Origin of the sequence: Streptomyces sp. NPDC020875, assembly GCF_040641415.1 — a bacterium.
Classification (GTDB): Bacteria; Actinomycetota; Actinomycetes; order Streptomycetales; family Streptomycetaceae; genus Streptomyces.
This window is the reverse complement of sequence record NZ_JBFADP010000083.1, coordinates 1-25431: the sequence shown is the minus strand read 5'-3', so window position 1 is coordinate 25431 and position 25431 is coordinate 1. Positions and strand designations below refer to the sequence as shown.

Here is a 25431-nt window from a genome sequence, read left to right as displayed (position 1 = left end):
AGATGGCGGTAGTGGCCGTCGTCGTGGGAGACTTACGCGCCGGATCGGAGCAGTTTGAGCACCGGCCGGGAGAGGGCGGGGATCTCGGCGAAGACCCGCCGTCCGGTCGGTGACCGGGTGTCACAGCTCCTGGATCCGGATGTTCCGGTACGACACCACATCGGTCGTCCCGTGCACCTGGAGGCCGAGATAGCCGAGGGCGTACCGGCGGCCGTCCGTTCCGACGTCGCCCGAACGCGGCGGGGCGAAGCTCTGACCCGCCGTGTTCTCGAACCGGTTGATCAGCACCCCGTCGCGGTAGACCGAGTACGACTGGCCGACCACCCGGATCTCGTAGTCGTTCCAGGTGCCCTTGGGCGTCACCCCGGCCCCGGCCAGTCCGACCCGGTCGAAGCCGTAGACGGACCCCGTTTTGTACATATCGCCGTCCGGCCGGTCCAGGACCTGCACCTCGTGCCCGTACTTGATGGCCACCCACTCCGGACGCGGCTCCTCCGGATTCTCGTGGACATACGGGAAGCGGACGAAGACCCCGCTATTGGCCTGGCCCGTGCCGGGGGCGTCGTCCCGCCACTGGAGCTTGAGCGAGAAGTCCCCGAACCGGCGCTGCGGGAACCAGAGCATCCCCAGCCCGCCCCGGGTGGTGCCGCTGGTCATCGAGCCGTCCTCGTTGAGGGCGAACGAGCCGCCGCCGACGTGCTGCCAGCGGTCGAACGACTTCCGGGTCCCGTCGAAGAGGTCCTGGTAGCCGGTGTTCCGCCCCGGCTTGCCGAGCCCGGACGCCTTGGCCGCCGCGTACACCTTCCGGTGCTCGCGGGCGTCGATCACCCCGTCCTCCAGCAGCCGGTCCAGGACCTGGTCGACATGCTTGAGGAAGAGGGCGTGCGACGACCACGCCTTCTCGTCCTCGATCAGTTCGTTGACAGCGCACCGGGACCGGGTCATCCGGTTGGGCACCCCGGAGTCGACGGTACCCACGATCACGGTCAGCCGTTCGTCCCACTCGGGGCAGTTCGGCGCCGGGACCCCGCCGCCCTCGGCGACCGTGAAGGTCACCTTCAGCGCCGCCGAGGTGTTGCCCGCCTTGTCCGTCGCCCGGTAGTGGAGCGTGTGATAGCCGAGCCGGTCGACGACCACGGGCCCGGTGTAGCCGAGATAGGGGCCGCCGTCGAGGGAGTACTCGATCCGCTCCACCCCCGAGCCGCCGTGGTCGGCGGCGCTCACCGCGACCCGGGCCGCGCCGAGGTACGCCCCGTCGGAGTTCCGGGGCCCCGTCACATCCGCGCCCGTCACGGGCGGGGTGGTGTCCGGCTGGGGCGGTGTGACGACCGTGAACTCGGCGGACTTCGGGTCGGACACGTTCCCGGCCCGGTCCGTGGCCCGGTAGCGGACCGTATGCGTACCCGGCTGACGCACCATCACCGGGGCGGTGTACGGCTGCCAGGCGCCGTCGGCTCCCGTCGCGTACTCGATGGTGTTGACGCCGGAGCCGGTGTCGGACGCCGTCACCGTCACGGTCGCCGTATCGAGATACCGCCCCTGGGCGTCGCGTTCACCGCTGACCGTCGCCGACGTCTCCGGCGGTGTGCGGTCGCCGGTCGGCGGGGCCGCCACCCGGAAGTCCACCGCCTTCTCGGCCGCCGTGTTCCCGGCCCGGTCGGTGGCCCGGTAGCGGATCCGGTGCTCCCCGACGGTGTTGACGACCACCGGCCCGGTGTACGACTGCCAGGGGCCGTCGGCTCCAGTGGCGTACTCGGTCCGCTCCACGCCCGAACCCTCGTCGGTCGCCGTCACCGCGACCGTGGCGACCCCGAGGTACGCGCCGTCGGAGTTCCGGTCGCCGGTCACCTTCGCCTCGGTCACCGGTGCCGTGGTGTCCTCGCCCGCCGGGTCGGAGACGGTCAGGATGCCCTGCATCCGGCCGTGCCCCGGGATCGTGCAGAAGAACCGGTAGCGGCCGGGGGTGAGGGTCACCTCGGCGGTGTGCCTGCCGCCCCGGTCGTCGGTGGGATCGGCCAGGATGTTCAGCGGTACGTCGTTGTTGAACTCCGGGTCCGAGACGTCGAAGGTCAGGGTGTGCGGCATCCCCGTGGTGTTCCCCGACGCCCGGCTGTTCTCGAAGACGATCGTGGTCCGGCCCGCCACCGCCGTGGTCGGGAAGGTGAGATAGCGGTCGATCGGATCGCCCGCCGTCCAGGTCAGGGTCTGCGCCGCGGCGGGCGCGGCCCGGCGGTCCGCCCCGCCCTGCCCCGATGACCGTCCGGCCCGGTCCCGCTGACCGGTCTGCCCCGTCTGTACGGCCTGTTCGGCGGCGGCTGCGGCGGTCCGGCCGGTACGGGCCTGCCCGCCGGGGCCGTCCTGGCCGTACGCCACCGCCGACAGCAGGCCGACGACCATCGCCAGGGCCGCCACCACGGCCGCCCACGGGCCCGTCGCCCGCCGGACACCGCCCGTTCCGCGCGGTCTCGGGCCGTTCTTCCGTATCGTGCTCACCGTGCCGCCTTCCGTGCCAGCAGGTCCGCCGACGGGGTCGCGTCGCCGCCCTTGTAGGTGATCCGCCAGAGCGCCGAGCGCGCGTCGGAGGTGAAGAAGCCGCGCCCGTAGTCGAGGACGTACAGCGATCCGTCCGGGGCGAACTTCCAGTCCATGAGGTTGCGGATGCCGTTCGCCCCGACCGGAATGATCTTCTTCAGGGATTCGGCGTGGACCGGCGGACCGCCCTTGCCGACCGTCTTCGGATCCGTCAGTACGGCGTGCCGGGGCTGGTCGCCGTCGTAGAAGTCGCCGACGAACCACTTGCCGTCCCAGTGCGCGGGCCACTTCACGGTGGATTTACTCGCTCGGTCGTAGCGGTAGACCGGGCCCGTCATGGCAGCCTGCGCCCCGCCCTTCAGCCAGGGCAGCAGCAGCTTCTGCTCCGCGAGTTCGTAGCTCGGTACGCCGTCGGCGTTCCGCGGGAAGTCCGGGCCGCCGCCCTGCGGGGCGTACCAGATCGTGTTCGGTGTGACCGGCGGCAGATTCACCAGACCGTCGTTGTTCGGCGACTCGTTCTTCGGCGCCGAGCAGTCGTACCAGCCCAGTGGCTTCGCGGGGTCGACGGGCCCCCGGTCCCGGTAGGGCTGGTTGTTGCCCATACAGAACGGCCAGCCGTGGTTCCCCGCCCCGGTGATGGCGGCGAAGGTGTCGTACTTGGCCGGGCCCCAGGTCGGGGACGGCGCCCCGGCGTCCGGCCCGACCCAGCCCGCGTAGAGGATGTCGGTCTTCTGGTCGACGAAGATCCTGGACGGGTTGCGGACACCCATCACATAGATCTCGCCCCGGGTCTTCCCGCCGCCCTCGGCCGACTCGTCGCCGGTGAAGAGATTGCCCGCCGGGAGGGTGTACGTACCGTCGGGCCGTGGCTTGATCCGGAGGATCTTGCCATTGAGGTTGTTGGTGTTGCCGGAGGTGCGCCGGGCGTCCGCGAAGGAGACCCCCTTGTAGTTCGGCTGCGGGTTGTTGCCCGCATAGCCGTCGCTGAACCGGGACGAGTTGTTGTCCCCGGTGGCGATATAGAGATTGCCCTTCGAATCCCAGGCCAGCCCGCCGCCCGAGTGGCAGCAGCTGTGGATCTGCACGGGCCAGCTCAGCAGCACCTTCTCACTGGCCGGATCGAGCCTGCCGGTGGTGTGGTCGTAGACGAAGCGGGAGACCCGGCGGTCCGCCAGTCGCTTCTCCCGGTCGATCCCCGCGTGCGGGGTGTAGTGGAGATAGATCCAGCCGTTGGCCGCGAAGCCGGGGTCCAGCTCGATCCCGAGCAGCCCCTCCTCGTTCTTGATCAGCTCGTCGCCGCCGCCTTTGTTGCCGAAGACGGAGAGCGCGCCCGCGAGGGTCACCTGCCGGGTGGCCGGATCGTAGACATGGATCTCACCGGCGCCCTTGCCGATATTCGGGTCGTTCCAGTCGGTGACCACCGGTTTCGTGCTGTCGGCGCCGCCCCGGCCGATGTAGAACACCTTGCCGTCCGGGGCCGTGACCAGGCCGTGCGGCTCCCCGATCTGGTCGTTCAGCCCCGGCTGGTTGGGCTTGGTGACCCGCTCGGCCGTGTAGTTGGCGTCGATGGTGGCCTTGCAGTCGGCGCGGGACAGCCGGGTCGTCCAGGCCAGTGCCCCGCGCAGATGGTCCCGGAAGTCGGTCTCGGCGAAGCTGTCGACCGTACCGCCCATACCGGTATAGAAGGACCGGCCGCCGTCGTAGTCCCGGCACCACGACACCGGGTGGTCCCAGCCGTTGGGCTTGGCGGCCGGGGTGATCGAACTCTCCTTCAGCCGGGCCACGGTATGGACCGAACCCGACGGATTCGCCGCCCAGTTGAACCATTTGTCCGGCCGCTTCCATTGGAGCGGCAGCGACTTGGTGGCCGGATGCAGCCGGTCCCCGACCTCGATCACGGCCCGCTGGACCGGACTCGGCGCCCCGGTCGGCCGGGCCCCGATGAGTCCGGTGAACCAGCCGGAGTACGGCTCCGTGCGCGCCGCGTCATGGACGCCGAGGAAGCCGCCACCGGCCTCCATATACGTTTCGAGGCCCGCCTCCTGCTCCGGGTCCAGCACATCGCCGCCACCGGTGAGGAAGACCACCGCGTTGAACCGGCCGAGCCGGGCCGCGTCGGTGAACACGGCCGGGTCGCCGGTCGCCTCGGTGGCGAAACGGCCCGCGGCCGGACCGCTGAGACCGATCGACTCCACCGCCTCGATACCGGCGTCGACCAGCGGGGACTCGGCCGTCGCCGAACCGTGGAAGACCAGTACCCGGACATTCTTGCCACCCGGCGGTGAGGGCAGGGACATCGTTGTCGTTCGGGGTTCGGGCGGAGTACCGGCGGTGGCCGGCGACACCCCGCCGAGCAGGGAAGCAGTCAGTGCGGCGACCCCCAGGGCCGCCGCGCAGACGTGCCCGGGGGTGCGGGTTCGGGATCTTGACCTGTGGTGTGGTGCGCGCCGCATGGGGTCATCCATTCCTTGGTGGTCATGGCACCAGCCGACAGCAGCCGACGACAGCAAAGGAAGCTAGACCTCTTTTCGCGGTTCGCCAATAGGTATGACCGCAGAAGAACAAACTTTGTCCTGAGTGTGGATAAACAAGGGGCCCCGGGCTACGGTATGGCCGTCCTCCGGGGTGGCGCGCGCCCCGTCAGTCGCCCGAACGGAGTGGGGAGTTCGCCATGGACAGACGGAGCTTCAACCGGAAAGTGCTGGCGGGAAGCGCGGTCGCGGCCACCGGGGTCACCTCGGTCTCACTCGCCGGTAACGGCGCCCCGGCCGCCGCCGCACCACTGGCCGCCACCCCGCCCAGGACCGCGCCCGCCGGGGGCAAGGTCCGCCATATGAAGCTCTACGCCGAAAAACTGGCGGACGGGCAGCTCGGCTACGGCCTGGAGAAGGGCCAACCCACCATCCCCGGCCCGATGATCGAACTCAACGAAGGCGACACCCTGCACATCGAGTTCGAGAATCTGCTGGACGTCGCGGTCAGCCTCCATGTCCACGGTGTGGACTTCGATATCGACAACGACGGCACCAAACTCAACCGCAGCCATGTCGACCCCGGCGCCACCCGGACCTACACCTGGCGGACCCACGCCCCCGGCCGCCGCGCCGACGGCACCTGGCGGGCGGGCAGCGCCGGCTACTGGCACTACCACGACCATGTCGTCGGTACGGACCACGGCACCGGCGGCATCCGCAAGGGCCTCTACGGCCCCCTCGTCGTCCGGCGCAAAGGCGACATCCTGCCCGACAAACAGTTCACCGTCGTCTTCAACGACATGACGATCAACAACAAGCCCGGGCACACCGGCCCGGACTTCAAGGCGACGGTGGGAGACCGGGTCGAGATCGTCATGATCACGCACGGCGAGTACTACCACACCTTCCATATCCACGGTCATCGCTGGGCCGACAACCGGACCGGCCTGCTGACCGGACCGAACGACCCCAGCCGGGTGATCGACAACAAGATCACCGGCCCGGCGGACTCCTTCGGCCTCCAGATCATCGCCGGGGAGGGCGTGGGCGCCGGGGCCTGGATGTACCACTGCCATGTACAGAGCCACTCCGACATGGGCATGGCGGGCCTGCTGCTCATCGCCAAACCCGACGGAACGATCCCCGGCTACGACCCGGGCGGCCCGGGCGGCCACCACTGAGCAACCGTAAGGGTGCGGGGCGCGCAAGAGGCTCGGAGCTCACGGGGCGCGGCGCCCCGCTCACCGGCCGTACCCGCCGGGCCCTCGCCCCCGCCCCGGGCCCCCGGGGATCCGGATGCGAGGCCCCTGGGGCTGCGCGAGACTGAGCGGGCGGGGGCTCGGTCCACACGAGAGGCGCCAGTCATCATGCTCACCACGCGCTATGTGCCCGGCTCACCCGTCTGGCTGGACATCAGCACCCCCGACCTCGACGCCGCCGCCCGCTTCTACCAGGCCGTCCTCGGCTGGACACACCAGCCCGGCGGGCCCGAATTCGGCGGCTACGGACTCTTCCAGCTCGACGGCAAGACCGTCGCCGGCGGAATGACCGTCCCCGCCGACCAAGGGCCCACCGCGTGGAACCTCTACTTCCAGACCACCGACGCCGACCGGACCGCCGCGACCGTCCAATCCTCCGGCGGAACCGTCATCGCCGAACCCATGGACGTAATGGACCTCGGACGCATGGCCGTCCTCGCCGACCCCCAAGGCGCGGGCTTCGCCGTCTGGCAACCCGGCACCAACAAGGGCCTCGACCTGGTCGACGCCCCCGACGCCCTGTTCTGGGTCGAACTCAACACCTCCGACGTCCCCGCCGCCGTCGCCTTCTACACCGCCCTCTTCGGCTGGGGCACCACCACCATGCCCATGCCGGGCGGCGGCGAAGGCCCCGGCTACACGATGATCCACCCCGAAGGGCAGACCGCCGACGACATGTTCGGCGGAATCGCGCCACTCGGCGACGAAGGCCCACTGGACCGGCCCACCTGGCTGCCGTACTTCCTCGCCCAGGACTGCGACGCCACCGTCGGCAAAGCCCGGGAAGCCGGAGGCACCATCACCATGGAACCCGTCGACATGCCCGGCGTAGGCCGATTCGCCCTGATCGACGACCCCACCGGGGCGCGATTCTTCGTCATGACCCCCTCACCGCAGCAGGCGTGACCACCGGGCGGGAAGGGTAAGACGTCCCCGGCAGCCGTACCGGCCGACCCGCTGAATCCGCCCGGCCGGGACCCGTGTTGATGCGTCATTGATGAGGCGTTTATCGCCGTAGGCCACCGTGGTGGCCATGCAGCAGAACATCACCGCCACCGAGGACCTCTCCTGGCAGGAGACGGCGCTCTGTGCCCAGACCGGCCCCGAATTCTTCTTCCCCGCCCCCGGCTCCTCCACCCGCGAGGCCAAGCGCCTCTGCCGAGCCTGCGAGGGCCGGGTCGCATGCCTGCAATACGCACTGGAGAACGACGAGAAGTTCGGCGTCTGGGGCGGCCTCTCCGAAAAGGAACGCCACAACCTGAAAACCCGCCGCGAAGCTGCTTGATTTTTTGTGGCTCGGTTCGCCTCCGGGGCGCTTCAGCCGTGTTCTTCAGTCGATCGTGCTCGGCCGCTCGTACCTCGCGGCCTGCGCGCGTTCTCCTTCCAGAACACGACGCGCCCCTTCGGCTCACTCGCCCTCTCCAGGGCGAGGGCAAGGCGAGGCACTCCGGGGCACGGGTCTTGAGAGGGTGGCAGGCCCGTGCGGTCCGGGACTGCCCCTTACGTTACGGCCCGCTCGCCCTCAGCGGTTGGCGCGGGCATCCAGGCGGGCGCGGCGGGCGGCGAGGCGCTCGTCGAACTTGGTCGCCTCCGAGTTCAGACCGCCCATGTAGAGCCCCAGCTCCTCCTGCGCCTTCAAACCCTCCGGGCCCAGGTCGCCGATCTCCATGACCTTCAGGAAGCGGATCACCGGCGCGAGCACGTCGTCATGGTGGATCCGCAGGTTGTAGATCCCGCCGATCGCCATCTGCGCGGCGGCCCGCTCGAAGCCCGGCATGCCGTGACCCGGCATCCGGAAGTTGACCACCACGTCCCGGACGGCCTGCATGGTCAGATCCGGCGCCAGCTCGAAGGCCGCGCTCAGCAGATTCCGGTAGAAGACCATGTGCAGGTTCTCGTCCGTGGCGATCCGGGCCAGCATCCGGTCGCAGACGGGGTCGCCCGACTGGTGGCCCGTATTGCGGTGCGAGACCCGGGTCGCCAGCTCCTGGAACGCGACGTACGCCACCGAGTGCAGCATCGAATGCCGGTTGTCGGACTCGAAGCCCTCCGCCATGTGCGCCATCCGGAACTGCTCCAGCTTGTCCGGGTCGACGGCGCGCGAGGTCAGCAGATAGTCACGCATCACGATGCCGTGCCGGCCCTCCTCGGCGGTCCAGCGGTGCACCCAGGTGCCCCACGCGCCGTCCCGGCCGAAGAGGGTGGCGATCTCGTGGTGGTAGCTGGGGAGGTTGTCCTCCGTCAGCAGATTCACCACGAGCGCGATACGTCCTATGTCGGTGACCTTCGACTGCTCCCGCTCCCAGGCCACCCCGTCGTCGAACTGGCCCGGGAAGTTGCGCCCGTCCGAGAACGGCACGTACTCGTGCGGCATCCAGTCCTTCGCCACCTTCAGATGACGGTTCAGCTCCTTCTCGACCACCTCTTCGAGCGCGAACAGCAGCCGGGCATCGGTCCACGCTTCCGAACTGCCGAGGTGGGGAGAAGTGATGGTCACGGGTGGCTCCAGGGGACGGGAGAGACGCCTGGTCGGCAGGCGCTACCTACGGATTCGTAGGTTACGAGACCGTAGGTTAAGGGTGGGGTAAGCCTTCCTCCAAGCCGAGTCCGGAGCGCGTCGCTCACAATCCGTGATATCCGCAGGTGGGGGCCGTTTCAGTTGGCCGGTTTCGGATGGGTTCAGCTCCGTACGAGAGATAGACCACTCGGCCGTGGCGACGAACCACCGAGCCCCGGATCGCGCCGGAGGTATTCGGCCGTGAACGAATCGGGGTGCTCCAGCAGCCCCGCCGGGGTCCCCTCGAAGACCAGCTCACCGCCGTGCTTGCCGCCGTCGGGCCCCAGATCGATCACCCAGTCGGCCCGCTTGACCACATCCATGTCGTGCTCCACACAGATCACCGAGTTCCCGGCGTCGACCAGCCGGTCCAGCAACCCGACCAGGGTGTCGACATCCGCCATATGGAGTCCGGACGTGGGCTCGTCGAGAACGTAGACACTGCCCGTACGGTGCAGTTGCGTGGCGAGTTTCAGCCGCTGCCGCTCGCCGCCGGAAAGGGTGCTCAGCGGCTGCCCCAGCGTGAGATACGTGAGGCCGACCCGGTCGAGCGCCGTGAGCCTGCCCAGCATCCGGGGCTCGTCGCCGAAGAACTCGATCGCCCCGGCCGCCGTGAGATCCAGCACGTCGACGATCGACCGCCCCCGGACCCGGTGGGCCAGTACATGGTCCTGGAAACGGCGCCCCTCGCAGACCGGGCAGATCGTGGTCACCGGATCCATGAACGCCAGATCGGTGTGGATCACTCCCCGCCCCGAGCACTCCCCGCACGCGCCCTTCGAGTTGAAGCTGAACAGCCCCGGCTCCACCCCGTTCGCCTTGGCGAAGACGGTACGGATGTGGTCCATCAGGCCCAGATACGACGCCGGGGTGGAACGTACGGACGCGGTGATCGCGCCCTGGTCGATCACGATCGCCTCCGGATACGCGGCCGTGAAGACCTCCGACACCAGGGTCGACTTCCCGGAGCCCGCGACCCCGGTGACCACGGTCAGCACCCCGGCCGGGAACCGGACGTCGATCCCCTTGAGGTTGTGCCGGTCCGCCCCGGTCACCGGCAGCCAGCCGGAAGGTGTCCGAAAGCTCTCCTTGAGCGGCGTACGGCGACGCAGACACCGCCCGGTGAGCGTGTCGGCCTCCCGCAGCGGGCCCACCGGCCCCTCGTACACCACCCGCCCGCCCTGGGTGCCCGCGCGCGGCCCCATGTCGACGACATGGTCCGCGATCGCGATCACATCGGGGTCGTGCTCCACCACCAGGACCGTGTTGCCCCGATCCCGCAGCCGGACCAGCAGATCGTTCATCCGGCCCACGTCGCGGGGGTGCAGCCCGACGCTCGGCTCGTCGAAGACGAAGGTCAGCCCGGTGAGGGAGCTGCCGAGATGGCGGATCATCTTCAGCCGTTGGCCCTCACCGCCGGAGAGAGTGGTGGTCTCCCGGTCGAGGGAGAGATAGCCCAGCCCGATCCCCACCAGCCGTTCCAGCCGCTCCCGCGCGGTGGCCGCGACCGGCGCGGCCACCGGATCCTCGATCCGGTCCAGTACCCGAACCAGATCGGCCACCTCCATCCGCGTCCAGTCGCCGATCGTCAGACCGTCGATCCGACTGGCCCGGGCCGCCGCGTTGAGCCGCTCCCCGCCGCAGGCCCGACACGGCCGCCGGACCGTGAACCGCTCGATGGCCTCCCGGCGCTTCTCGGACATTCCACCCGTGTCACGCTTCAGGGAGAGCCGGGTGAACCGGTTGACGATGCCCTCGAACCGCATGTCGAACGAGCCCGACTTCATCTCCAGCCGGACCGAGAAGTCCTTCCCGTGGAGCAGAAGTTCGCGCTCCTCCGCCGTGTACTCCCCGAGCGGCTTGTCGGCATCGAAATGGCCGGATTCGGCATACAGCTTCCACTCCCAGGCGCCGACCGAGAGCCCCGGCAGCAGCAGCGCGCCACCGGCCAGGGACCGGGACCAGTCGACGGCCCGGTCGACGTCGAGTTCGACGGTCCGGCCGATCCCGTCGCAGTCGGGACACATCCCGGTCGGATCGTTGAAGGAGTACGCGGTCGCCGGGCCGGCGGACGGAGTGCCGTGCCGGGAGAAGAGCACCCTGAGGAAGGAGTAGATATCGGTCATCGTGCCGACGGTGGAGCGCGCGTTGCCGCCGACCGGCTTCTGATCGACCACGATCGCCACGGACAACTCGTCGATGGCGTCCGCCTGCGGCCGCTCGTACTTCGGCAGCCGGTTGCGGATGAAGGAGGTGAAGGTCTCGTTGAGCTGCCGCTGCGACTCCACGGCGATGGTGTCGAAGACGAGCGACGACTTACCGGAGCCCGAGACACCCGTAAAGACGGTGATCTTGTTCTTGGGTACGGCGAGAGAGACATCGCGCAGGTTGTTCTCCCGCGCCCCGGTGATGACGATGTTGTTCTGCTCAGGCATGGAGCCGACGCTAAGCCGGAATCCCGACACCTTCTGTCGGGATTCCGGCGAAGATCGCCACGGGTTGCGGTGGGCGGCCCGGCGGTACGGCCCCGGGGCAGCGGGTGAGCCCCCGGGACCGGACCGTACGGGCCACTACGCTCCCGCCGCCTCCTTCTCAGGGGCCCGCAGGGCGCCCTCGCGGACGGACTCGGCGTCGGTCTCGTACAGCCCGCCGTCGAGCAGCAGCCACCGGGTGACCCCGATCGACTCCAGGAACGGCACGTCATGGCTGGCGACGATCAACGCCCCCTCATAGGCCGCCAGCGCGCTGGTCAGCTTCTGAACGCTCGCCATGTCCAGATTGTTCGTCGGCTCGTCCAGCAGCAGCAACTGCGGCGCGGGCTCCGCCAGCAACAGCGACGCCAGCGCCGCCCGGAACCGCTCCCCACCGGAGAGCGTTCCGGCGAGCTGGTCCGCCTTCGCCCCCTTGAAGAGGAAACGCGCCAGCCGGGCCCGGATCCGGTTGACCGTCGCGTCCGGCGCCACCCGGGCGACATTGCCGACCACACTCAGCTCGTCGTCCAGCACATCGAGCCGCTGAGGCAGAAACCGCAGCGGAACCAGCGTCTCCGCCTCGCCCGAGACCGGCGCCAGCTCGCCCGCGATCGTTCGCAGCAGAGTGGTCTTGCCCGAGCCGTTCCGCCCGACCAGGGCGATCCGCTCCGGACCCCGGATGTCGAGGACCCCGCGCACCTCCGTACCGTACGGCAGCCGCAGCTCCGAGAGCCGCAGCACCTCACGGCCCGGATGGACCGTCGTATACGGCAGCTCGATCCGGATCTCGTCGTCGTCCCTGACCGCCTCCAGCGCCTCGTCCAGCCGCTCCCGGGCCCCGGCGAGCCGCTCGGCGTGCATCGTCCGGTGCTTGCCCGCCGACTCCTGGGCCGTGCTCTTGAGGGTATTCGCCACCACCTTCGGCACCCGCTTCTCGATCTGGGCCTTCTTCGCGTACGACCGCCGTCTGGCGAGCTTCGTCTGGGACTCCACCAGCTCCCGCTTCTGCCGCTTCACATCGGCCTCGGCCACCCGCACCATCCGCTCGGCGGCCTCCTGTTCGACGGCGAGCGCCTCCTCGTACTCCGAGAACGTGCCGCCGTACCAGGTGACACCGCCGTCCCGGAGATCGGCGACCTGGTCCACCAGCTCCAGCAGCTCACGGTCATGACTGACCACGACCATCACCCCGGACCAGGCGGCGACCGCCTCGTACAGCCGCCGCCGGGCGAACCGGTCCAGATTGTTCGTCGGCTCGTCCAGCAGCAGCACATCGGGCCGGGCCAGCAGCAACGCCGCCAGCCGCAGCAGAACGCCCTCACCGCCGGAGACCTCGCCGATCGTCCGGTCCAGACCGATCCGGCCGAGACCGAGCTGATCGAGGACCGCCCGGGCCCGCTCCTCGACGTCCCAGTCGTCACCGACGACGGCGAAATGCCGCTCGTCGGCGTCGCCGCCCTCGATGGCGTGGAGCGCGGCCCGGGTCTCGGCGATGCCCAGAGCCCGGTCCACCGGCATCCTGGTGTCCAGCACCAGATTCTGCGGCAGATAACCGATCTCCCCGACGGCACGGACCGAGCCGCCCGCCGGAGTCAGCTCACCCGCGATCAGCTTCAGCAAGGTCGACTTGCCGGAGCCGTTACGGCCGATCAGCCCGGTCCGGCCGGGGCCGACGGAGAGCTGAAAGCCATGGAACACCTCCGTACCGTCGGACCAGGAGAAGTCGAGATCGGCACAGCTGATATGGGTGGAAACGGTAGACATACAGGTCTCCTGTCGCGAGAAGGGAAGGGCAACGGAGGAGACACCGGATGCGTACGCCGACGGAGAGGAGCCGGCCGAAAGCGACCGCGACCCGTCACGGCAGGCGGCCACCAAGGCGCGCACGGCAGGACGGACGGAGCGTCCGGAGCGCCCGAAAGGCGGTCACGGTGCTCGGCGGGGAGAGTTCCCGGCCCGGAAGAACGGCTCGCAGCCCGAGGTCGCACACACGGCGGCCACCCGTCGAACACGACGGTGACCCGCGCACGGTGTCCCGGACCTCAGTCGAGCAACGTCCTTCTCCAATCGGCGGCAACAGGAACGAGTGAAGCGTAACGGGGTGGGCTCGGGGGCGGCAAAGTATTTTTCCCGGGTCTCGCCCGGGGGCCTGCTGTTGTCTGCGGTCCGCGGACCGTGGGTGGCTTGTCGCGCAGTTCCGCCCCCTATGCCTTCGGCGATGGGGGGACCCCCAGTGCCTTGGCTCTCCGGGGCGCCGCTCACGCCGTCTGCCCTGCCGGGCAGGTGTATCTCTCGCGCCTGCGGCCCGGTGGTGGGCTGGTCGCGCAGTTCCCCGCGCCCCTAAACGCTCTCCCCAGCACCGGCCCCGAAAAGGGGCCCGCCTCTCCGCAAGGGCGGAGAGGCGGGCAACCAGGGGCGCGGGGAACTGCGCGAGCAACCCACCACGGTTCGCAGGCCGGGGAAAACCTGCTGTCGCCGGGCGCGGGCCGGGTAGCGGGGCGGTGGCCCGGAGAGCCAGGGCGGTCAGAGCGCGTCGCGGAGGAGTTCCGCCAGGTTCTCGTCGAGATCGAGGTGGCGGCTCTCGGCCCCGGCCGGGACCAGCCGTTCGACCCGGGCGAGGAAGCGTCGTATCTCCGAGGTGAGGACATGGACGACGGCGACGCCCTCGGGGGCGTGGAATTCGACCACCGTACGGTCGTAGCCGTACGGCCGGATCCGGACGTCGCCGTCACCGGCGGGCCGGTCCATCCCCGTGGCCAGCAACTCCCGGGCGAAGGCCCAGGCCAGGTCGGTCCCCTCCAGGGTCGCGTCCGCGGGGAACGCCATCCGGACCGCGTAGGGGTCATGGGTCTCGTACCGGAGTACGGCCCGTACGGGCTCGGCGCGCGGGGCCGAGGCGACGATCCGGGCGCTCACGGTCTGCTCGACGACGGTGACTGTGGACATTGGTCCCCCTTGCTGATGCACGCGCTCGGGCCCGTGAACGCCTTCCTGACACAGAAGAGGACGTGGCGACCCGGGGTGGGGGTGCACTGACCGGGTGCGTGAGCTGTGTCACCGTCTCCCGCCGGAACCGAACGGGTCCGTCCGGTTCCGATACCGGTACGGAGACCGTTCCCGCGCCCGGCCGGGTGCCGTCGAGGCGGGTGTCAGCCGACCGGCTGCTGCCGGAAACGGTCCAGCTCGGGGGCCGTCCGGGCGACCGTGAACTCGGTGATCCGGTAGACGCAGACGCCATGGGCGGTGAAGGGATCACCCGCGACGATCTCCTCGATCCGCGCCCGGTCGTCACCGACGGCCAGGATCACCCCGCCGTCCCGGGGGTTCTTCCGCCCCGACGCGATGAAGACACCCTCCGCGAACAGCCGGTCCACCCACGCGATATGGGTGTCCATCAGCGCGTCGGCCCGCTTCAGGGGTCCGGTGTACGTCAGCTCCAGTACGAACATGTCCGTCAATCTACGGCACCGGGGGCGCCGGTCCTTCAAGGTCGGGGCCGCCGCCGGGACCGCCTCCGGCCGGGCGCCCGGCGCATAGGGTGGGCCCACCATGACGCTGATCGACATTCCCGAGGACTGGCCGCGCGACCCGGCTGCGGCCCTGGCCGTACAGGACGAACTCCGCCACCGGGTGATCATCGACGAGCCCGGCCCGCCGGTCGGTACGGGCCGGGTGACCGGGGTCGACGTGGCGTACGACGACGAACGCGACCTGGTCGCGGCGGCGGCCGTCACCCTCGACGCGACCGGTCTCGACGTGGTGGCGCGGGCGACCGCCGTGGGCCGGGTCGCCTTCCCCTACGTACCCGGGCTGCTGGCCTTCCGGGAGATCCCCGCCGTCCTCGCGGCGCTGGCGGGGCTGGGCACCGATCCCGGTCTCGTCGTCTGCGACGGCTACGGTCTCGCGCACCCCCGCCGGTTCGGACTCGCCAGCCATCTGGGCGTCCTCACCGGCCTGCCCGCCATCGGCATCGCCAAGAACCCCTTCCATCTCACCGCCGCCGAACCGGGCGCCGAACGCGGCGCGACCAGCCCCCTGACGGCCGACGACGGTACGGAGGTCGGCCGCGCCCTGCGCACCAGGGACGGGGTGAAACCGGTCTACGTCTCCGTGGGACACCGGATCACCCTCGACGCGGCCTGCGCCCACACCCTGTCGCTCACCCCCCGCTACCGGATACCCGAGACCACCCGGTACGCCGACCGGTTGTGCCGCGACGCCCTCGCGGAGGCGGTGGGCGCGAGCCGGTGACGGTCCGCCAGGACTACGGAAGGGGCTCCCCGCCGAGCGCCGCGCCCGGCGCCGTACCGCCCGTACCGGCCCGCAGCAGCCGGACCGCGTCGACCGCCGCCGGGGACAGCTCCGGCTCCCGCAACCCCGCCCACGGGAGCCAGACCGCGGCGTCCGTCGTACCGCCGGTCTCCGCCCGCACCCGGGCCCCCGGCGCCACGTCCACCGCGTAGAGCAGCCCCGTCAGCTGCCAGTCGACCCCGAGCCGCCGGGCCGGGTAGGTCCGGGCGTCGAGCAGTCTGACGGCGACCGGTTCGAGCCCCGTCTCCTCCCACAGCTCCCGGGCCAGCGCCTCGGCCGGCTGCTCTCCCGGGTCGATCCCGCCGCCCGGCAGATGCCACAGCCCCGGCTCGAAGACCGGCGACGAATCCGCCAGCCTGGCCAGCAGCAGCCGGTCGTCCCGCACCACGACGGCATAGGCCGAGACCCGGAGCCGTGTCCCCGTACCCGTGTCGGTCATCTCTCCCACTCCCCGGTCCCCCGACGACGCGACCACCGAGGCTACCGGCCGGGCCGCGAACCCCCTGCCACGGAAAACCCGTACCGGCGACGGCCGTGACCGGCCCAGACTTGGGCCATGACCGATACGAGACCCTTTCAGCACGCCGTCCTGGACTGGGCGGCCGGCGGCCCCGGCGAACCCGTGCGGGAGCTGGCCGGGCGACTGGGGATCCGTACCGTCGTCCTGCTTGAAGGGCTCAGCGACGCCGCCGCCGTCGACGCGCTCGCCGCCCGCCACGGCCGGGATCCCGGCGCCGAAGGTGTGCACGTACTGCCGATGGGCGGGGCGATGAACGCCGGACGGTTCGCCCGGTTCCTCGGCCCGACGGGCCTGGGCCTCCGGCTGACCGGACTCTGCGACGAGGCCGAACGCCCCTACTACGCGCGCGGCTGGGAGGGCGCGGGCGCCGGGGGCGGACCCGGGTTCTTCGTCTGCGCCGCCGACCTGGAGGACGAACTGATCCGCGCGCTCGGCACCGAACGGGTCGCCGAGATCATCCGCGCCGAGGGCGACGGCCGCCCCCTGGACACCTTTCTGCGCCAGCCCGCGCAACGAGCCCGCCCCGAGGGGCAGCGGCTGCGGCGGTTCCTCGGCACCAAGAAAGGCCGCAAGATCCACTACGGCCGGGTGCTCGTGGAGGCGCTGGAACCCGACCGCGTACCGCGCCCCCTGGAGCGGTTGCTCGCGGAACTCTGACTCCACCGGTCGCGGCACGCCGAGCTGGGGCGCGGCGGGGCGCGGACCCGACCGGGGCGGCCGGGGGCAGGATGTCCGTACGCGCCCGTACACGTCCCTCGGTATGTGTACGCGGCCTGGGTGTTCGGGCATCCGTACGCACCCGTGCCGTCCGGGCCCGGTGGCGCGGGCGCGCAGACCGTCCGGCCGCGTACAGTCCGGGCGGGCGAATCGGCCCGGCCGTCGCGGGGAAACCCTTGTCCGCGGTGGAACACGTTCTTACCATCACTGGTGTTACATCAGTTGTGTCATATCTACGCTGGGGGCTCGATGACACCGCCGCCGACATCCCGACCGGCCACGGGAGGCGGACCGCTCGCCGGAGTCCGGGTGGTCGAACTCGCCGGGATCGGCCCCGGCCCGTTCGCCGCGATGCTCCTCGCCGACCTCGGCGCCGATGTCGTCCGGGTGGACCGGCCCCGTGGTGCCGGGCTCGGTATCGACCCCGGGTCCGACCTCACCAACCGCAACAAGCGGTCCGTGCTGATCGACCTCAAGGCCGACGACGGGCCCGCCGCCGTACTCGACCTGGTCGAGCGGGCCGACGTACTCGTCGAGGGCTACCGGCCCGGGGTCGCCGAACGGCTCGGCATCGGACCCGACGTCTGTCTCGCCCGCAACCCCCGGCTGGTCTACGGCCGGATGACGGGCTGGGGCCAGGACGGACCGCTCGCCGACCGCGCGGGCCACGACATCGGCTATATCGCCGTCACCGGCGCGCTCGGCATGATCGGGCAGGCCGACGAGGCCCCCGCCGTCCCCGCCAACCTCCTCGGCGACTACGCGGGCGGCGCCCTCTATCTCGTGATCGGAGTGCTCGCGGCCCTCCGGCACGCCGGGACCGAAGGCGGTACGGGCCAGGTCGTGGACGCGGCCGTGGTCGACGGCACCGCCCATCTCGCCACGATGATCCACGGAATGATGGCCGCGGGCGGCTGGCAGGACCGGCGCGGCGCCAACCTCCTCGACGGCGGCTGCCCCTTCTACGGCTGCTACCGGACCTCCGACGGCGGATATATGGCCGTCGGCGCGCTCGAACAGCGCTTCTACGACGAGTTCGTCGCACTCCTCGGCATCGCGGACCGGATCCCCGCCCGCAAGGACTTCGACCGCTGGCCCGAACTCCGCGACGCCGTCGCCGCCCGGTTCGCGGAGCGCACCCGGGCCGAATGGACCGAGGTCTTCGAAGGCGCCGACGCCTGTGTCGCCCCCGTCCTCTCCCTGCGCGAGGCGCCCCGCCATCCGCAGCTCGCCGCCCGGGGCACCTTCGTCCGGCACGGCGGGATCACCCAGCCCGCGCCCGCGCCCCGGTTCTCCGCCACCCCCGCCTCCGTACGGACCGGACCGGCGCTGCCCGGCGCCGACGCCGTCTCCGTGGCCCGGGACTGGGGGCTGCCCGCCCGTACCGGCGAGCCGTCGGCGGCCGATGCCGCAGAGTCGGCCGCGGCCGCCGATCGCGAGTCGTCGGAGCCCGCCGCCGACCGCTGAGGCGCCGGGCCCGGCGCCGTACCGCCGCCGGGCCCCCGCCGACGCCGACCACCCGCCCGAAGGACCCGCCCCGAAAGGCAGTCGTCTTGAGCACCGAAGCGTATGTGTACGACGCGATCCGCACCCCGCGCGGGCGCGGCAAGGCCAACGGAGCCCTGCACGGGACCAAGCCGATCGACCTGGTCGTCGGATTGATCCGGGAACTGCTGGACCGCCATCCCGGACTCGACCCGGCCGCCGTCGACGACATCGTTCTCGGGGTCGTCGGACCCGTCGGCGACCAGGGCTCCGATATCGCCCGGATCGCCGCGATCGCCGCCGGACTGCCCGACACCGTCGCCGGAGTACAGGAGAACCGCTTCTGTGCCTCCGGGCTCGAAGCCGTCAACCTGGCCGCGATGAAGGTCCGTTCCGGCTGGGAGGACCTGGTACTCGCCGGTGGCGTGGAATCCATGTCCCGGGTCCCGATGGCCTCCGACGGCGGCGCCTGGTTCGCCGACCCGATGACCAACCACACCGTCGGCTTCGTCCCCCAGGGCATCGGCGCCGATCTGATCGCCACCATCGAGGGCTTCACCCGCCGCGACGTGGACGAATACGCCGCCCTCTCCCAGGAGCGGGCCGCCGCCGCGTGGAAGGACGGCCGGTTCGACCGGTCCGTGATCCCGGTCCGCGACCGCAACGGCCTCGTCGTCCTCGACCGGGACGAACATCTGCGCCCCGGCACCACCGCCGACAGCCTCGCCGCCCTCAAGCCCGCCTTCGCCACCATCGGCGACCTCGGCGGCTTCGATGCCGTCGCCCTGCAGAAGTACCACTGGATCGAGCGGATCGACCACGTCCACCACGCGGGCAACTCCTCCGGCATCGTGGACGGCGCCGCCCTCGTCGCCGTCGGCACCGCCGAGACCGGCGAACGGTACGGGCTCCGCCCCCGGGCCCGGATCGTCTCCGCCGCGGTCTCCGGCTCCGAACCCACCATCATGCTCACCGGCCCCGCGCCCGCCACCCGCAAGGCGCTCGCCCGGGCCGGACTCACCATCGACGACATGGATCTGATCGAGATCAACGAGGCGTTCGCGGGGGTCGTCCTGCGGTTCGCCCGCGATATGGACATCAGCCTCGACCGGGTCAACGTCAACGGCGGGGCCATCGCCCTCGGCCACCCCCTCGGCGCCACCGGGGCGATGATCCTCGGCACCCTCGTCGACGAACTGGAGCGCCGCGAGCTGCGGTACGGACTGGTGACCCTCTGCGTCGGCGGCGGGATGGGCGTCGCCACCGTGGTCGAACGCGTCACCTCCTGACCCGTACGACTCCAGCCGCCCGCGCCGACACCGTACGACCCCCGACGCGCCGCCGCCTTCCGCCACCCTCCCGGAGACCGCAGCCATGACGAGCAGCACCACGACCACCGCCACCACCATCCGCTGGGAAGCCGACGACACCGGAGTCGTCACCCTCGTCCTCGACGACCCGAACCAGTCCGCCAACACCATGAACCGGGCGTTCGTGGCCTCCCTCACCGCGATCGCCGACCGCGCCGAGGCCGAACGCGACTCCATCCGCGGCATCGTCGTCACCTCCGCCAAGAAGACCTTCTTCGCGGGCGGCGACCTCAAGGAGATGATCCGGCTCGGCCCCGAGGACGCGGCCACCGCGTTCGAGACCGGGATGACCGTGAAGCGCGCCCTGCGCCGGATCGAGACCCTCGGCGTCCCCGTCGTCGCAGCCGTCAACGGCACGGCCCTCGGCGGCGGCTACGAGATCGCCCTCGCCTGCCACCACCGGATCGCCCTCGACGCCCCCGGCGCCCGGATCGGCCTGCCCGAGGTCACCCTCGGCCTGCTGCCCGCCGCGGGCGGCGTGACCCGTACCGTACGCCTCCTCGGAATCGCCGACGCCCTGCTGAAGGTCCTCCTCAAGGGCACCCAGTACCCGCCCCGCCGGGCCCTTGAGCACGGACTCGTGGACGAGGTCGCCGAGACCGGGGCGGAGCTGCTGGCCCTGGCCCGCGCCTACATCGACACCCACCCCGAGTCACGGCAGCCGTGGGACGTCAAGGGCTACCGGATCCCCGGCGGCACCCCCGCCAGCCCCCGGTTCGCCGCCGATCTGCCCGCCTACCCGGCGAACCTGAAGAAGCAGACCGGCGGGGCGCCCTACCCCGCGCCGCGCAACATCCTCGCCGCCGCCGTCGAGGGCTCCCAGGTCGACTTCGAGACCGCCCAGGTCATCGAGGCGCGCTACTTCACCGAACTGGTCACCGGACAGACCGCGAAGAACATGATCCAGGCGTTCTTCTTCGACCTCCAGGCCGTCAACGCGGGCGCCGCCCGGCCCCGGGGCGTCGAACCGCGACCCGTCACCAAAGTCGCCGTCCTCGGCGCCGGGATGATGGGCGCGGGCATCGCCTACGCCTGCGCCAGGGCCGGGATCGACGTGGTGCTCAAGGACATCGACGCCGAAGCCGCCGAGCGGGGCAAGGCGTACTCCGTCAAACTCCTCGACAAGGCCCTCGCCCGGGGGCGGACGACGGAGGCGAAGCGGGACGCGCTGCTCGCCCGGATCACCCCGACCGCCGACCTCGCCGACCTGGCGGGCTGCGACGCCGTGATCGAGGCGGTCTTCGAGGACACGGCGCTCAAACACCGGGTCTTCCGCGAGGTCCAGTCCGCCGTCGCGCCCGGCGCGCTGCTCTGCTCCAACACCTCCACCCTGCCCATCACCGAACTGGCCGAAGGCGTCGACCGGCCCGCCGACTTCGTCGGACTGCACTTCTTCTCACCCGTCGACAAGATGCCGCTGGTGGAGATCATCAAGGGCCGGAAGACCGGAGACGAGGCGCTGGCCAGGGCGTTCGACCTGGTCCGGCAGATCAACAAGACCCCGATCGTGGTCAACGACTCCCGGGGGTTCTTCACCTCCAGGGTCATCGGACGGTTCGTCAACGAGGGCGTCGCCATGATCGGCGAGGGCGTACCGGCCGCCTCCGTCGAACAGGCCGCCGCCCAGGCCGGATACCCGGCGAAGGTCCTCGCCCTGATGGACGAACTCACCCTCACCCTGCCGCGCCGGATCCGCGAGGAGACCCGGCGCGCCGTCACGGACGCGGGCGGCGAGTGGAGCCCGCACCCGGCGGACGCGGTGGTCGACCGGATGGTGGACGAGTTCGGCCGGACCGGCCGGGCCGGGGGAGCGGGCTTCTACGAGTACGGGCCCGACGGCGCCAGGACCGGGCTCTGGCCCGGCCTGAAGGAGCACTTCGGCCAGCCGGACGCCCCCGAGGTCCCCTTCGACGACCTGCGGGAGCGGATGCTCTTCTCGGAGGCGCTGGACGCGGTCCGCTGTCTGGAGGAGAACGTGCTGACCTCGGTCGCCGACGCCAACATCGGCTCGGTCATGGGGATCGGCTTCCCCGCCTGGACCGGCGGAGTCCTCCAGTACGTCAACGGATACGAGGGCGGGCTGCCCGGCTTCGTCGCCAGGGCGCGGGAACTGGCCGCCCGGTACGGCGAGCGGTTCGAACCCCCGGCGCTGCTGGTGACGAAGACGGAACGGGGCGAACGGTTCACGGACGAACGCCCCACGGACGGACGCCTCACGGACGCGGCCGAATAGGGCGGCGAACGGCACGGGCGGCGGGCCCTGGCGACGAAGCCGGGCAGGCCGCCCGGGTCACCCGTCCGAAGCGGCGCGGGAGCCCGTACCGGTATCCGTGGCGGCCACGGCCTCGGCTCCCGGTTCGGCGAAGGCGGTACGCAACTCCTCCTTCAGGGACCGCTGAAAGGCGGTGACCAGGGCCTGGACCACCAGAGGCCGAATCGGCGCCGACAGCATCCGCAGATCCTCGGCGGCGCTCTCGGCATCCGCCGGGCCGCGCCCGTCCACCCCGTCCACCCCGTCCACCCCGTCCACCCCGCCGTTCCGGCCGCCGACGCCGCCGCGGTCCCGGATCGGCTGCCACACCTCGTCCCGGAGCAGCCGCGTCAGCTCGTACGCCACCGAACGGGCATGCTCCACCAGCACCGTCCGGGCGGCGAGAATCGTCTCGTACGGAATCGGGAGGTCGAGCAGCTCGGCCGCCAGTGGCAGCAGCCCCGGATCGACCCGGAACGTCCCCGGCTCGGTCCCCGGCGCCACCGCGCCCATCGCGGTCAGCCGCTCCACATCGGCGTCGCCGAGCGCCCGCCCCAGCCGCCGGGCCAGCTCGTCCCGGCCCACCACCTCGGCCGAGTCCGGCACCCAGGTCGCCACCAGCGCCCGGTGGATCGCCAGATCCTGCGCCCCGATGTCCGGCGGCAGTTGCTCCAGATACCGTTCGATTGCGGCCAGAGTCATGCCCTGCCGCTGCAACTCCTCGATCAGGGCGAGCCGCGACAGATGCTCGGGCCCGTAACGGCCCACCCGCCGGGGTCCGATCACCGGCGGCGGCAGCAGTCCGCGGGTCCCGTAGAACCGTACGGTCCGTACGGTGACACCCGCCCGCGCGGCCAGTTCGTCCACGGTCAGCGTCGGCCCGTCCACGCCGCCGGTCCCGTGGACCACGGTGGTGCCGCCAGCCATTTCGCGCCTCACTTCCCCGGGCGCCGTCCACGCCCCGGGTGGCACAGTATTGCTGTCTCACCGGCACTGTCGAAAGACCCGGGCCACCCGTTGTCCCGGTCGTGGGTCCGGAGACGGGACAACGGAAATGACGGAGCCCCGCCCCTCTCGCGGAAGAGGCGGGGCCCCGGTGGGCGCGGCTACGGTACGGCCGGGGTGGTGGGGCCCGCCCGTGGTGCGGCCGGGCCCGGGGACGGCCGGGAATCCCCGGGCCCGGGTGCGTGGTGTCGGCGTACCGGGCCCGGCGCGGCCGGGGCGGCGTGGCGCGTCCTCTTGCCGGAGGACGGGCGGCGGCCCTGTGAAGGCATCAACTCCTCAAGGGGTGGGGGGCGGTCGGTGTGGAGGTGGAGGAGGAACGGTGGTGCGACGACGGATCGAAACGGCGGACCGGCCCGGTGAGGGGCCGAGAGACGATCGCGTCGGTTCGGCGCGGCGAAGAATGGAGCGACGACGAGGCTCGGCTCCTCCTGGGGCCGGGGGAGCCGGGACCGATCATGTCGGCCGGCGCCGGCCGAAGACATCCCAGTGAAGTGGGAGGTCGGCGGGCGCGCTCGTATGGTAGTCCCGTGACCTCGTTCCGTGATGTCGAACGCAGAACGCTCGGCGCCGTCGCCGAACTGGGCCGGGCGGGGCTGCCGTCGGAGGTGTTCTTCCAGGAGATCCACGAACTGCTCCGGCCCGTCCTCGGGTTCGACGCCGGGTGCTGGCACGGCGCCGACCCCGTCACCGGCTTCATCACCTCCACCGTCTCCACCGACCTCTCGCCCGAGGGATTCGACCGGGCCGTGGAACTGGAGGTCTGGTCAGACGACCCCACCCGCTTCCACGGCATCCGGGGCACCGGCCGGCTCGCCGACACCGTCCACCGGGCCACCGGCGGCCGACCCGAGGAGAGCGTCCGCTACCGGGACCTCCTCCGGAACTTCGGCTTCGCCGACGAACTGCGGATGAACCTCGACGCCCAGGGCGGCCGGTGGGGCGCCGCCGCCCTGATGCGGGGCGACGATGCCCGGCCGTACGCCCCCCGGGAGATCCGGCTGGCCGAACGGGTGGCGCGGGCGGTGGCCGAGGCACTCCGGGACGCCGCCGTCATCGAGCCCGGCACCCTCACCGGGCCCGCGCAGATCCCCGCCGTGCTGGTCGTCGGCCCCGACGGGCGGCTGGTCAGCGCCGACCCGCAGGCCCAGGAGCTGCTGGCCGCGCTCACCGAGGAGATGACCCGGGTCCGGGGGGTGCCGACCGCCGTCGTCGTGGTCGCCCAGCGGGCCCGGACCAACGCCGTGGCCGGACGCCCGACCGCACCCGCCGTCGCCCGGCTGCGCGGGCCCGCCGGGGAGTGGCTGTCCCTGCACGCGTCCCTGCTCGACGGCCGCGCCGACGGCCGGGTCGCGGTCGTGGCCCAGCCCGCCTCCCCGCTCGACGTCATGCCCCTGACCCTGATGGCACACCGGCTCAGCGCCCGGGAACAGGAAGTGGCACTGCACACCCTCCGGGGCCACAGCACCCAGGAGATAGCCCGAACGCTCTATCTCACCCCGGCGACCGTGCAGGACCATCTGAAGTCCGTCTTCACCAAGACGGGCGTCCGCAGCCGCCGCGAACTGGTCGCCCTGCTGATGGCCCAGCACATGACCGCCCTGGGAGCGGCCCCGGCCCGGGTATGACGGCCGGTCGCGGGTGCCGGGGCGGCACGGGACGGGCGCCCTGCCGGAGCGCTTCCGGCCCAGCCGGAACGGGACCGGTCAGAGGGAACCCGCCCCGCGGAGGTAGGCCAGGACCGCGCGGACCCGGCGATCCTCGCGGCCGTCGCCACGACGGGGGCGCTGGCGCTGGTCTCGGCGACGGTCCCGGCGTGGCGCCTCGCCCGCGCGTAGCCCTCCGGGCGGTCCCGCCGCTCGATCCCGTGGGCGGCTGCCCACGCAGTTCCGCGCGCCCCCATGTCTTCGGCGCTCAGGGGTCCAGCGCCTTGGCCCTCCGGGTTGCCGCCGAACTACCCGGGTCTCGCCCGGCGGCCTGCTGTTGTTCGCGGCCCGCCCCACCGTCGTGGCTGTTCGCACAGTTCCTCCCCCTATGCCTTCGGCAATGGGGGGACCCCCAGCGCCTCGGCCCTCCCGGTGAGGCCCACAACCCCGGGTTCCGCCCGGCGACGGAAGCTTGTTCGCGTTCTGCGGACCGTGAGTGGCTGGTCGCGCAGTTCCCCGCGCCCCTAAAAGCCTCTCCTCGGCCCCGCCCTATGGAACGGGGCCCGTCTCGTGACAAGGGCGACGAGAAGAGCAACCCAGGGGCGCGGGGAACTGCGCGAACAACCACGACGGTGGTGCGGACCGCGAACAACGTCAGGTCGCCGGGCGGAACCCGTGAGGACCGGGGCGCTGGGCCCCCATTGCCGGAGGTGCAGGGGGCGGAACTGCGCGAACAGTCACGCTCCGGGCCGCGCCTGATCAGCACCCCGTCGCGGTAGACCGAGTACGACTGGCCGACCACCCGGATCTCGTAGTCGTTCCAGGTGCCCTTGGGC

Annotated in this window: 18 protein-coding genes; 9 read left to right on the top strand and 9 right to left on the bottom strand. The window is 71.4% G+C overall.

Annotation, left to right across the window (positions count from 1 at the left end):
• Positions 1-120: 120 nt before the first annotated feature.
• Positions 121-2085 carry a family 16 glycoside hydrolase gene (locus AB0G74_RS32000; protein ID WP_361153520.1) on the bottom strand — a complete coding sequence of 655 codons (1965 nt, stop codon included), beginning with the start codon at positions 2083-2085 and terminating at the stop codon, positions 121-123.
• A 404-nt stretch (positions 2086-2489) separates the two neighbouring features.
• Positions 2490-4916: a ThuA domain-containing protein gene (locus AB0G74_RS31995; RefSeq protein ID WP_361153518.1), complete on the bottom strand. Its 2427-nt coding sequence runs from the start codon at positions 4914-4916 to the stop codon at positions 2490-2492.
• Positions 4917-5203: 287 nt separating this feature from the next.
• Between AB0G74_RS31995 and AB0G74_RS31990 the strand changes: the two genes are divergently transcribed.
• The 3 genes from AB0G74_RS31990 (at position 5204) to AB0G74_RS31980 (ending at position 7550) form a co-directional block, all read left to right on the top strand.
• Positions 5204-6187 carry a multicopper oxidase domain-containing protein gene (locus AB0G74_RS31990; protein WP_361153515.1) on the top strand — a complete coding sequence of 328 codons (984 nt, stop codon included), beginning with the start codon at positions 5204-5206 and terminating at the stop codon, positions 6185-6187.
• Positions 6188-6373: 186 nt separating this feature from the next.
• Positions 6374-7171: a VOC family protein gene (locus AB0G74_RS31985; protein WP_361153512.1), complete on the top strand. Its 798-nt coding sequence runs from the start codon at positions 6374-6376 to the stop codon at positions 7169-7171.
• Positions 7172-7298: 127 nt separating this feature from the next.
• Positions 7299-7550, top strand: coding sequence for a WhiB family transcriptional regulator (locus AB0G74_RS31980; protein WP_361153509.1), 252 nt, complete (start codon positions 7299-7301; stop codon positions 7548-7550).
• Positions 7551-7787: 237 nt separating this feature from the next.
• Here the strand turns inward: AB0G74_RS31980 and AB0G74_RS31975 are convergent, their stop codons facing one another.
• From AB0G74_RS31975 to AB0G74_RS31955, 5 genes are all read right to left on the bottom strand, one after another.
• Complete coding sequence (locus AB0G74_RS31975; RefSeq protein WP_361153506.1) at positions 7788-8762, bottom strand: acyl-ACP desaturase; 975 nt, start codon at positions 8760-8762, stop codon at positions 7788-7790.
• A 182-nt stretch (positions 8763-8944) separates the two neighbouring features.
• Positions 8945-11257, bottom strand: a complete 2313-nt coding sequence (locus AB0G74_RS31970; protein ID WP_361153503.1) for an excinuclease ABC subunit UvrA — start codon at positions 11255-11257, stop codon at positions 8945-8947.
• A 135-nt stretch (positions 11258-11392) separates the two neighbouring features.
• Positions 11393-13057, bottom strand: a complete 1665-nt coding sequence (locus tag AB0G74_RS31965; RefSeq protein WP_361153501.1) for an ATP-binding cassette domain-containing protein — start codon at positions 13055-13057, stop codon at positions 11393-11395.
• A 759-nt stretch (positions 13058-13816) separates the two neighbouring features.
• Positions 13817-14239, bottom strand: coding sequence for an SsgA family sporulation/cell division regulator (locus AB0G74_RS31960; protein WP_361153498.1), 423 nt, complete (start codon positions 14237-14239; stop codon positions 13817-13819).
• Between the two features lie 203 nt (positions 14240-14442).
• On the bottom strand, positions 14443-14742 hold the full coding sequence (locus AB0G74_RS31955) for a YciI family protein (RefSeq protein ID WP_361153495.1): 300 nt from the start codon (positions 14740-14742) through the stop codon (positions 14443-14445).
• 100 nt (positions 14743-14842) lie between these two features.
• Here AB0G74_RS31955 and AB0G74_RS31950 point away from each other — a divergent pair, with 100 nt between their 5' ends.
• Positions 14843-15544 carry an endonuclease V gene (locus AB0G74_RS31950; protein WP_361153493.1) on the top strand — a complete coding sequence of 234 codons (702 nt, stop codon included), beginning with the start codon at positions 14843-14845 and terminating at the stop codon, positions 15542-15544.
• 13 nt (positions 15545-15557) lie between these two features.
• Here AB0G74_RS31950 and AB0G74_RS31945 read toward each other — a convergent pair whose 3' ends face one another.
• The gene (locus tag AB0G74_RS31945) at positions 15558-16043 is read right to left on the bottom strand and encodes an NUDIX domain-containing protein (RefSeq protein WP_361153490.1); all 486 of its coding nucleotides are present in this window, start codon (positions 16041-16043) and stop codon (positions 15558-15560) included.
• Positions 16044-16160: 117 nt separating this feature from the next.
• On the opposite strand from AB0G74_RS31945, the gene AB0G74_RS31940 reads away from it, so the two are divergent.
• The 4 genes from AB0G74_RS31940 (at position 16161) to AB0G74_RS31925 (ending at position 21929) form a co-directional block, all read left to right on the top strand.
• Positions 16161-16781, top strand: coding sequence for a TOPRIM nucleotidyl transferase/hydrolase domain-containing protein (locus AB0G74_RS31940; RefSeq protein WP_361153487.1), 621 nt, complete (start codon positions 16161-16163; stop codon positions 16779-16781).
• 309 nt (positions 16782-17090) lie between these two features.
• The gene (locus tag AB0G74_RS31935; RefSeq protein WP_361153485.1) at positions 17091-18308 is read left to right on the top strand and encodes a CaiB/BaiF CoA-transferase family protein; all 1218 of its coding nucleotides are present in this window, start codon (positions 17091-17093) and stop codon (positions 18306-18308) included.
• An 86-nt stretch (positions 18309-18394) separates the two neighbouring features.
• Entirely contained in the window at positions 18395-19615 is a 1221-nt protein-coding gene (locus AB0G74_RS31930) for an acetyl-CoA C-acetyltransferase (RefSeq protein WP_361153482.1), read from the top strand.
• Positions 19616-19700: 85 nt separating this feature from the next.
• On the top strand, positions 19701-21929 hold the full coding sequence (locus AB0G74_RS31925; RefSeq protein WP_361153480.1) for a 3-hydroxyacyl-CoA dehydrogenase NAD-binding domain-containing protein: 2229 nt from the start codon (positions 19701-19703) through the stop codon (positions 21927-21929).
• Positions 21930-21986: 57 nt separating this feature from the next.
• On the opposite strand, the gene AB0G74_RS31920 is transcribed toward AB0G74_RS31925, so the two are convergent.
• Positions 21987-22874: a MerR family transcriptional regulator gene (locus tag AB0G74_RS31920; protein ID WP_361153478.1), complete on the bottom strand. Its 888-nt coding sequence runs from the start codon at positions 22872-22874 to the stop codon at positions 21987-21989.
• A gap of 605 nt (positions 22875-23479) precedes the next feature.
• Between AB0G74_RS31920 and AB0G74_RS31915 the strand changes: the two genes are divergently transcribed.
• Positions 23480-24577 carry a helix-turn-helix transcriptional regulator gene (locus tag AB0G74_RS31915; protein ID WP_361153475.1) on the top strand — a complete coding sequence of 366 codons (1098 nt, stop codon included), beginning with the start codon at positions 23480-23482 and terminating at the stop codon, positions 24575-24577.
• Positions 24578-25431: the final 854 nt, after the last annotated feature.

What these genes read in the sequence shown, in the direction of transcription:
- AB0G74_RS32000 (WP_361153520.1), bottom strand. Translation starts at nt 2,085, where the DNA reads ATGCCGCACACCCTGACCTTCGACGTCTCGGACCCGGAGTTCAACAAC.
- AB0G74_RS31990 (WP_361153515.1), top strand. Translation starts at nt 5,204, where the DNA reads ATGGACAGACGGAGCTTCAACCGGAAAGTGCTGGCGGGAAGCGCGGTC.
- AB0G74_RS31985 (WP_361153512.1), top strand. Translation starts at nt 6,374, where the DNA reads ATGCTCACCACGCGCTATGTGCCCGGCTCACCCGTCTGGCTGGACATC.
- AB0G74_RS31980 (WP_361153509.1), top strand. Translation starts at nt 7,299, where the DNA reads ATGCAGCAGAACATCACCGCCACCGAGGACCTCTCCTGGCAGGAGACG.
- AB0G74_RS31970 (WP_361153503.1), bottom strand. Translation starts at nt 11,257, where the DNA reads ATGCCTGAGCAGAACAACATCGTCATCACCGGGGCGCGGGAGAACAAC.
- AB0G74_RS31965 (WP_361153501.1), bottom strand. Translation starts at nt 13,057, where the DNA reads ATGTCTACCGTTTCCACCCATATCAGCTGTGCCGATCTCGACTTCTCC.
- AB0G74_RS31960 (WP_361153498.1), bottom strand. Translation starts at nt 14,239, where the DNA reads ATGTCCACAGTCACCGTCGTCGAGCAGACCGTGAGCGCCCGGATCGTC.
- AB0G74_RS31955 (WP_361153495.1), bottom strand. Translation starts at nt 14,742, where the DNA reads ATGTTCGTACTGGAGCTGACGTACACCGGACCCCTGAAGCGGGCCGAC.
- AB0G74_RS31950 (WP_361153493.1), top strand. Translation starts at nt 14,843, where the DNA reads ATGACGCTGATCGACATTCCCGAGGACTGGCCGCGCGACCCGGCTGCG.
- AB0G74_RS31945 (WP_361153490.1), bottom strand. Translation starts at nt 16,043, where the DNA reads ATGACCGACACGGGTACGGGGACACGGCTCCGGGTCTCGGCCTATGCC.
- AB0G74_RS31940 (WP_361153487.1), top strand. Translation starts at nt 16,161, where the DNA reads ATGACCGATACGAGACCCTTTCAGCACGCCGTCCTGGACTGGGCGGCC.
- AB0G74_RS31935 (WP_361153485.1), top strand. Translation starts at nt 17,091, where the DNA reads ATGACACCGCCGCCGACATCCCGACCGGCCACGGGAGGCGGACCGCTC.
- AB0G74_RS31925 (WP_361153480.1), top strand. Translation starts at nt 19,701, where the DNA reads ATGACGAGCAGCACCACGACCACCGCCACCACCATCCGCTGGGAAGCC.
- AB0G74_RS31920 (WP_361153478.1), bottom strand. Translation starts at nt 22,874, where the DNA reads ATGGCTGGCGGCACCACCGTGGTCCACGGGACCGGCGGCGTGGACGGG.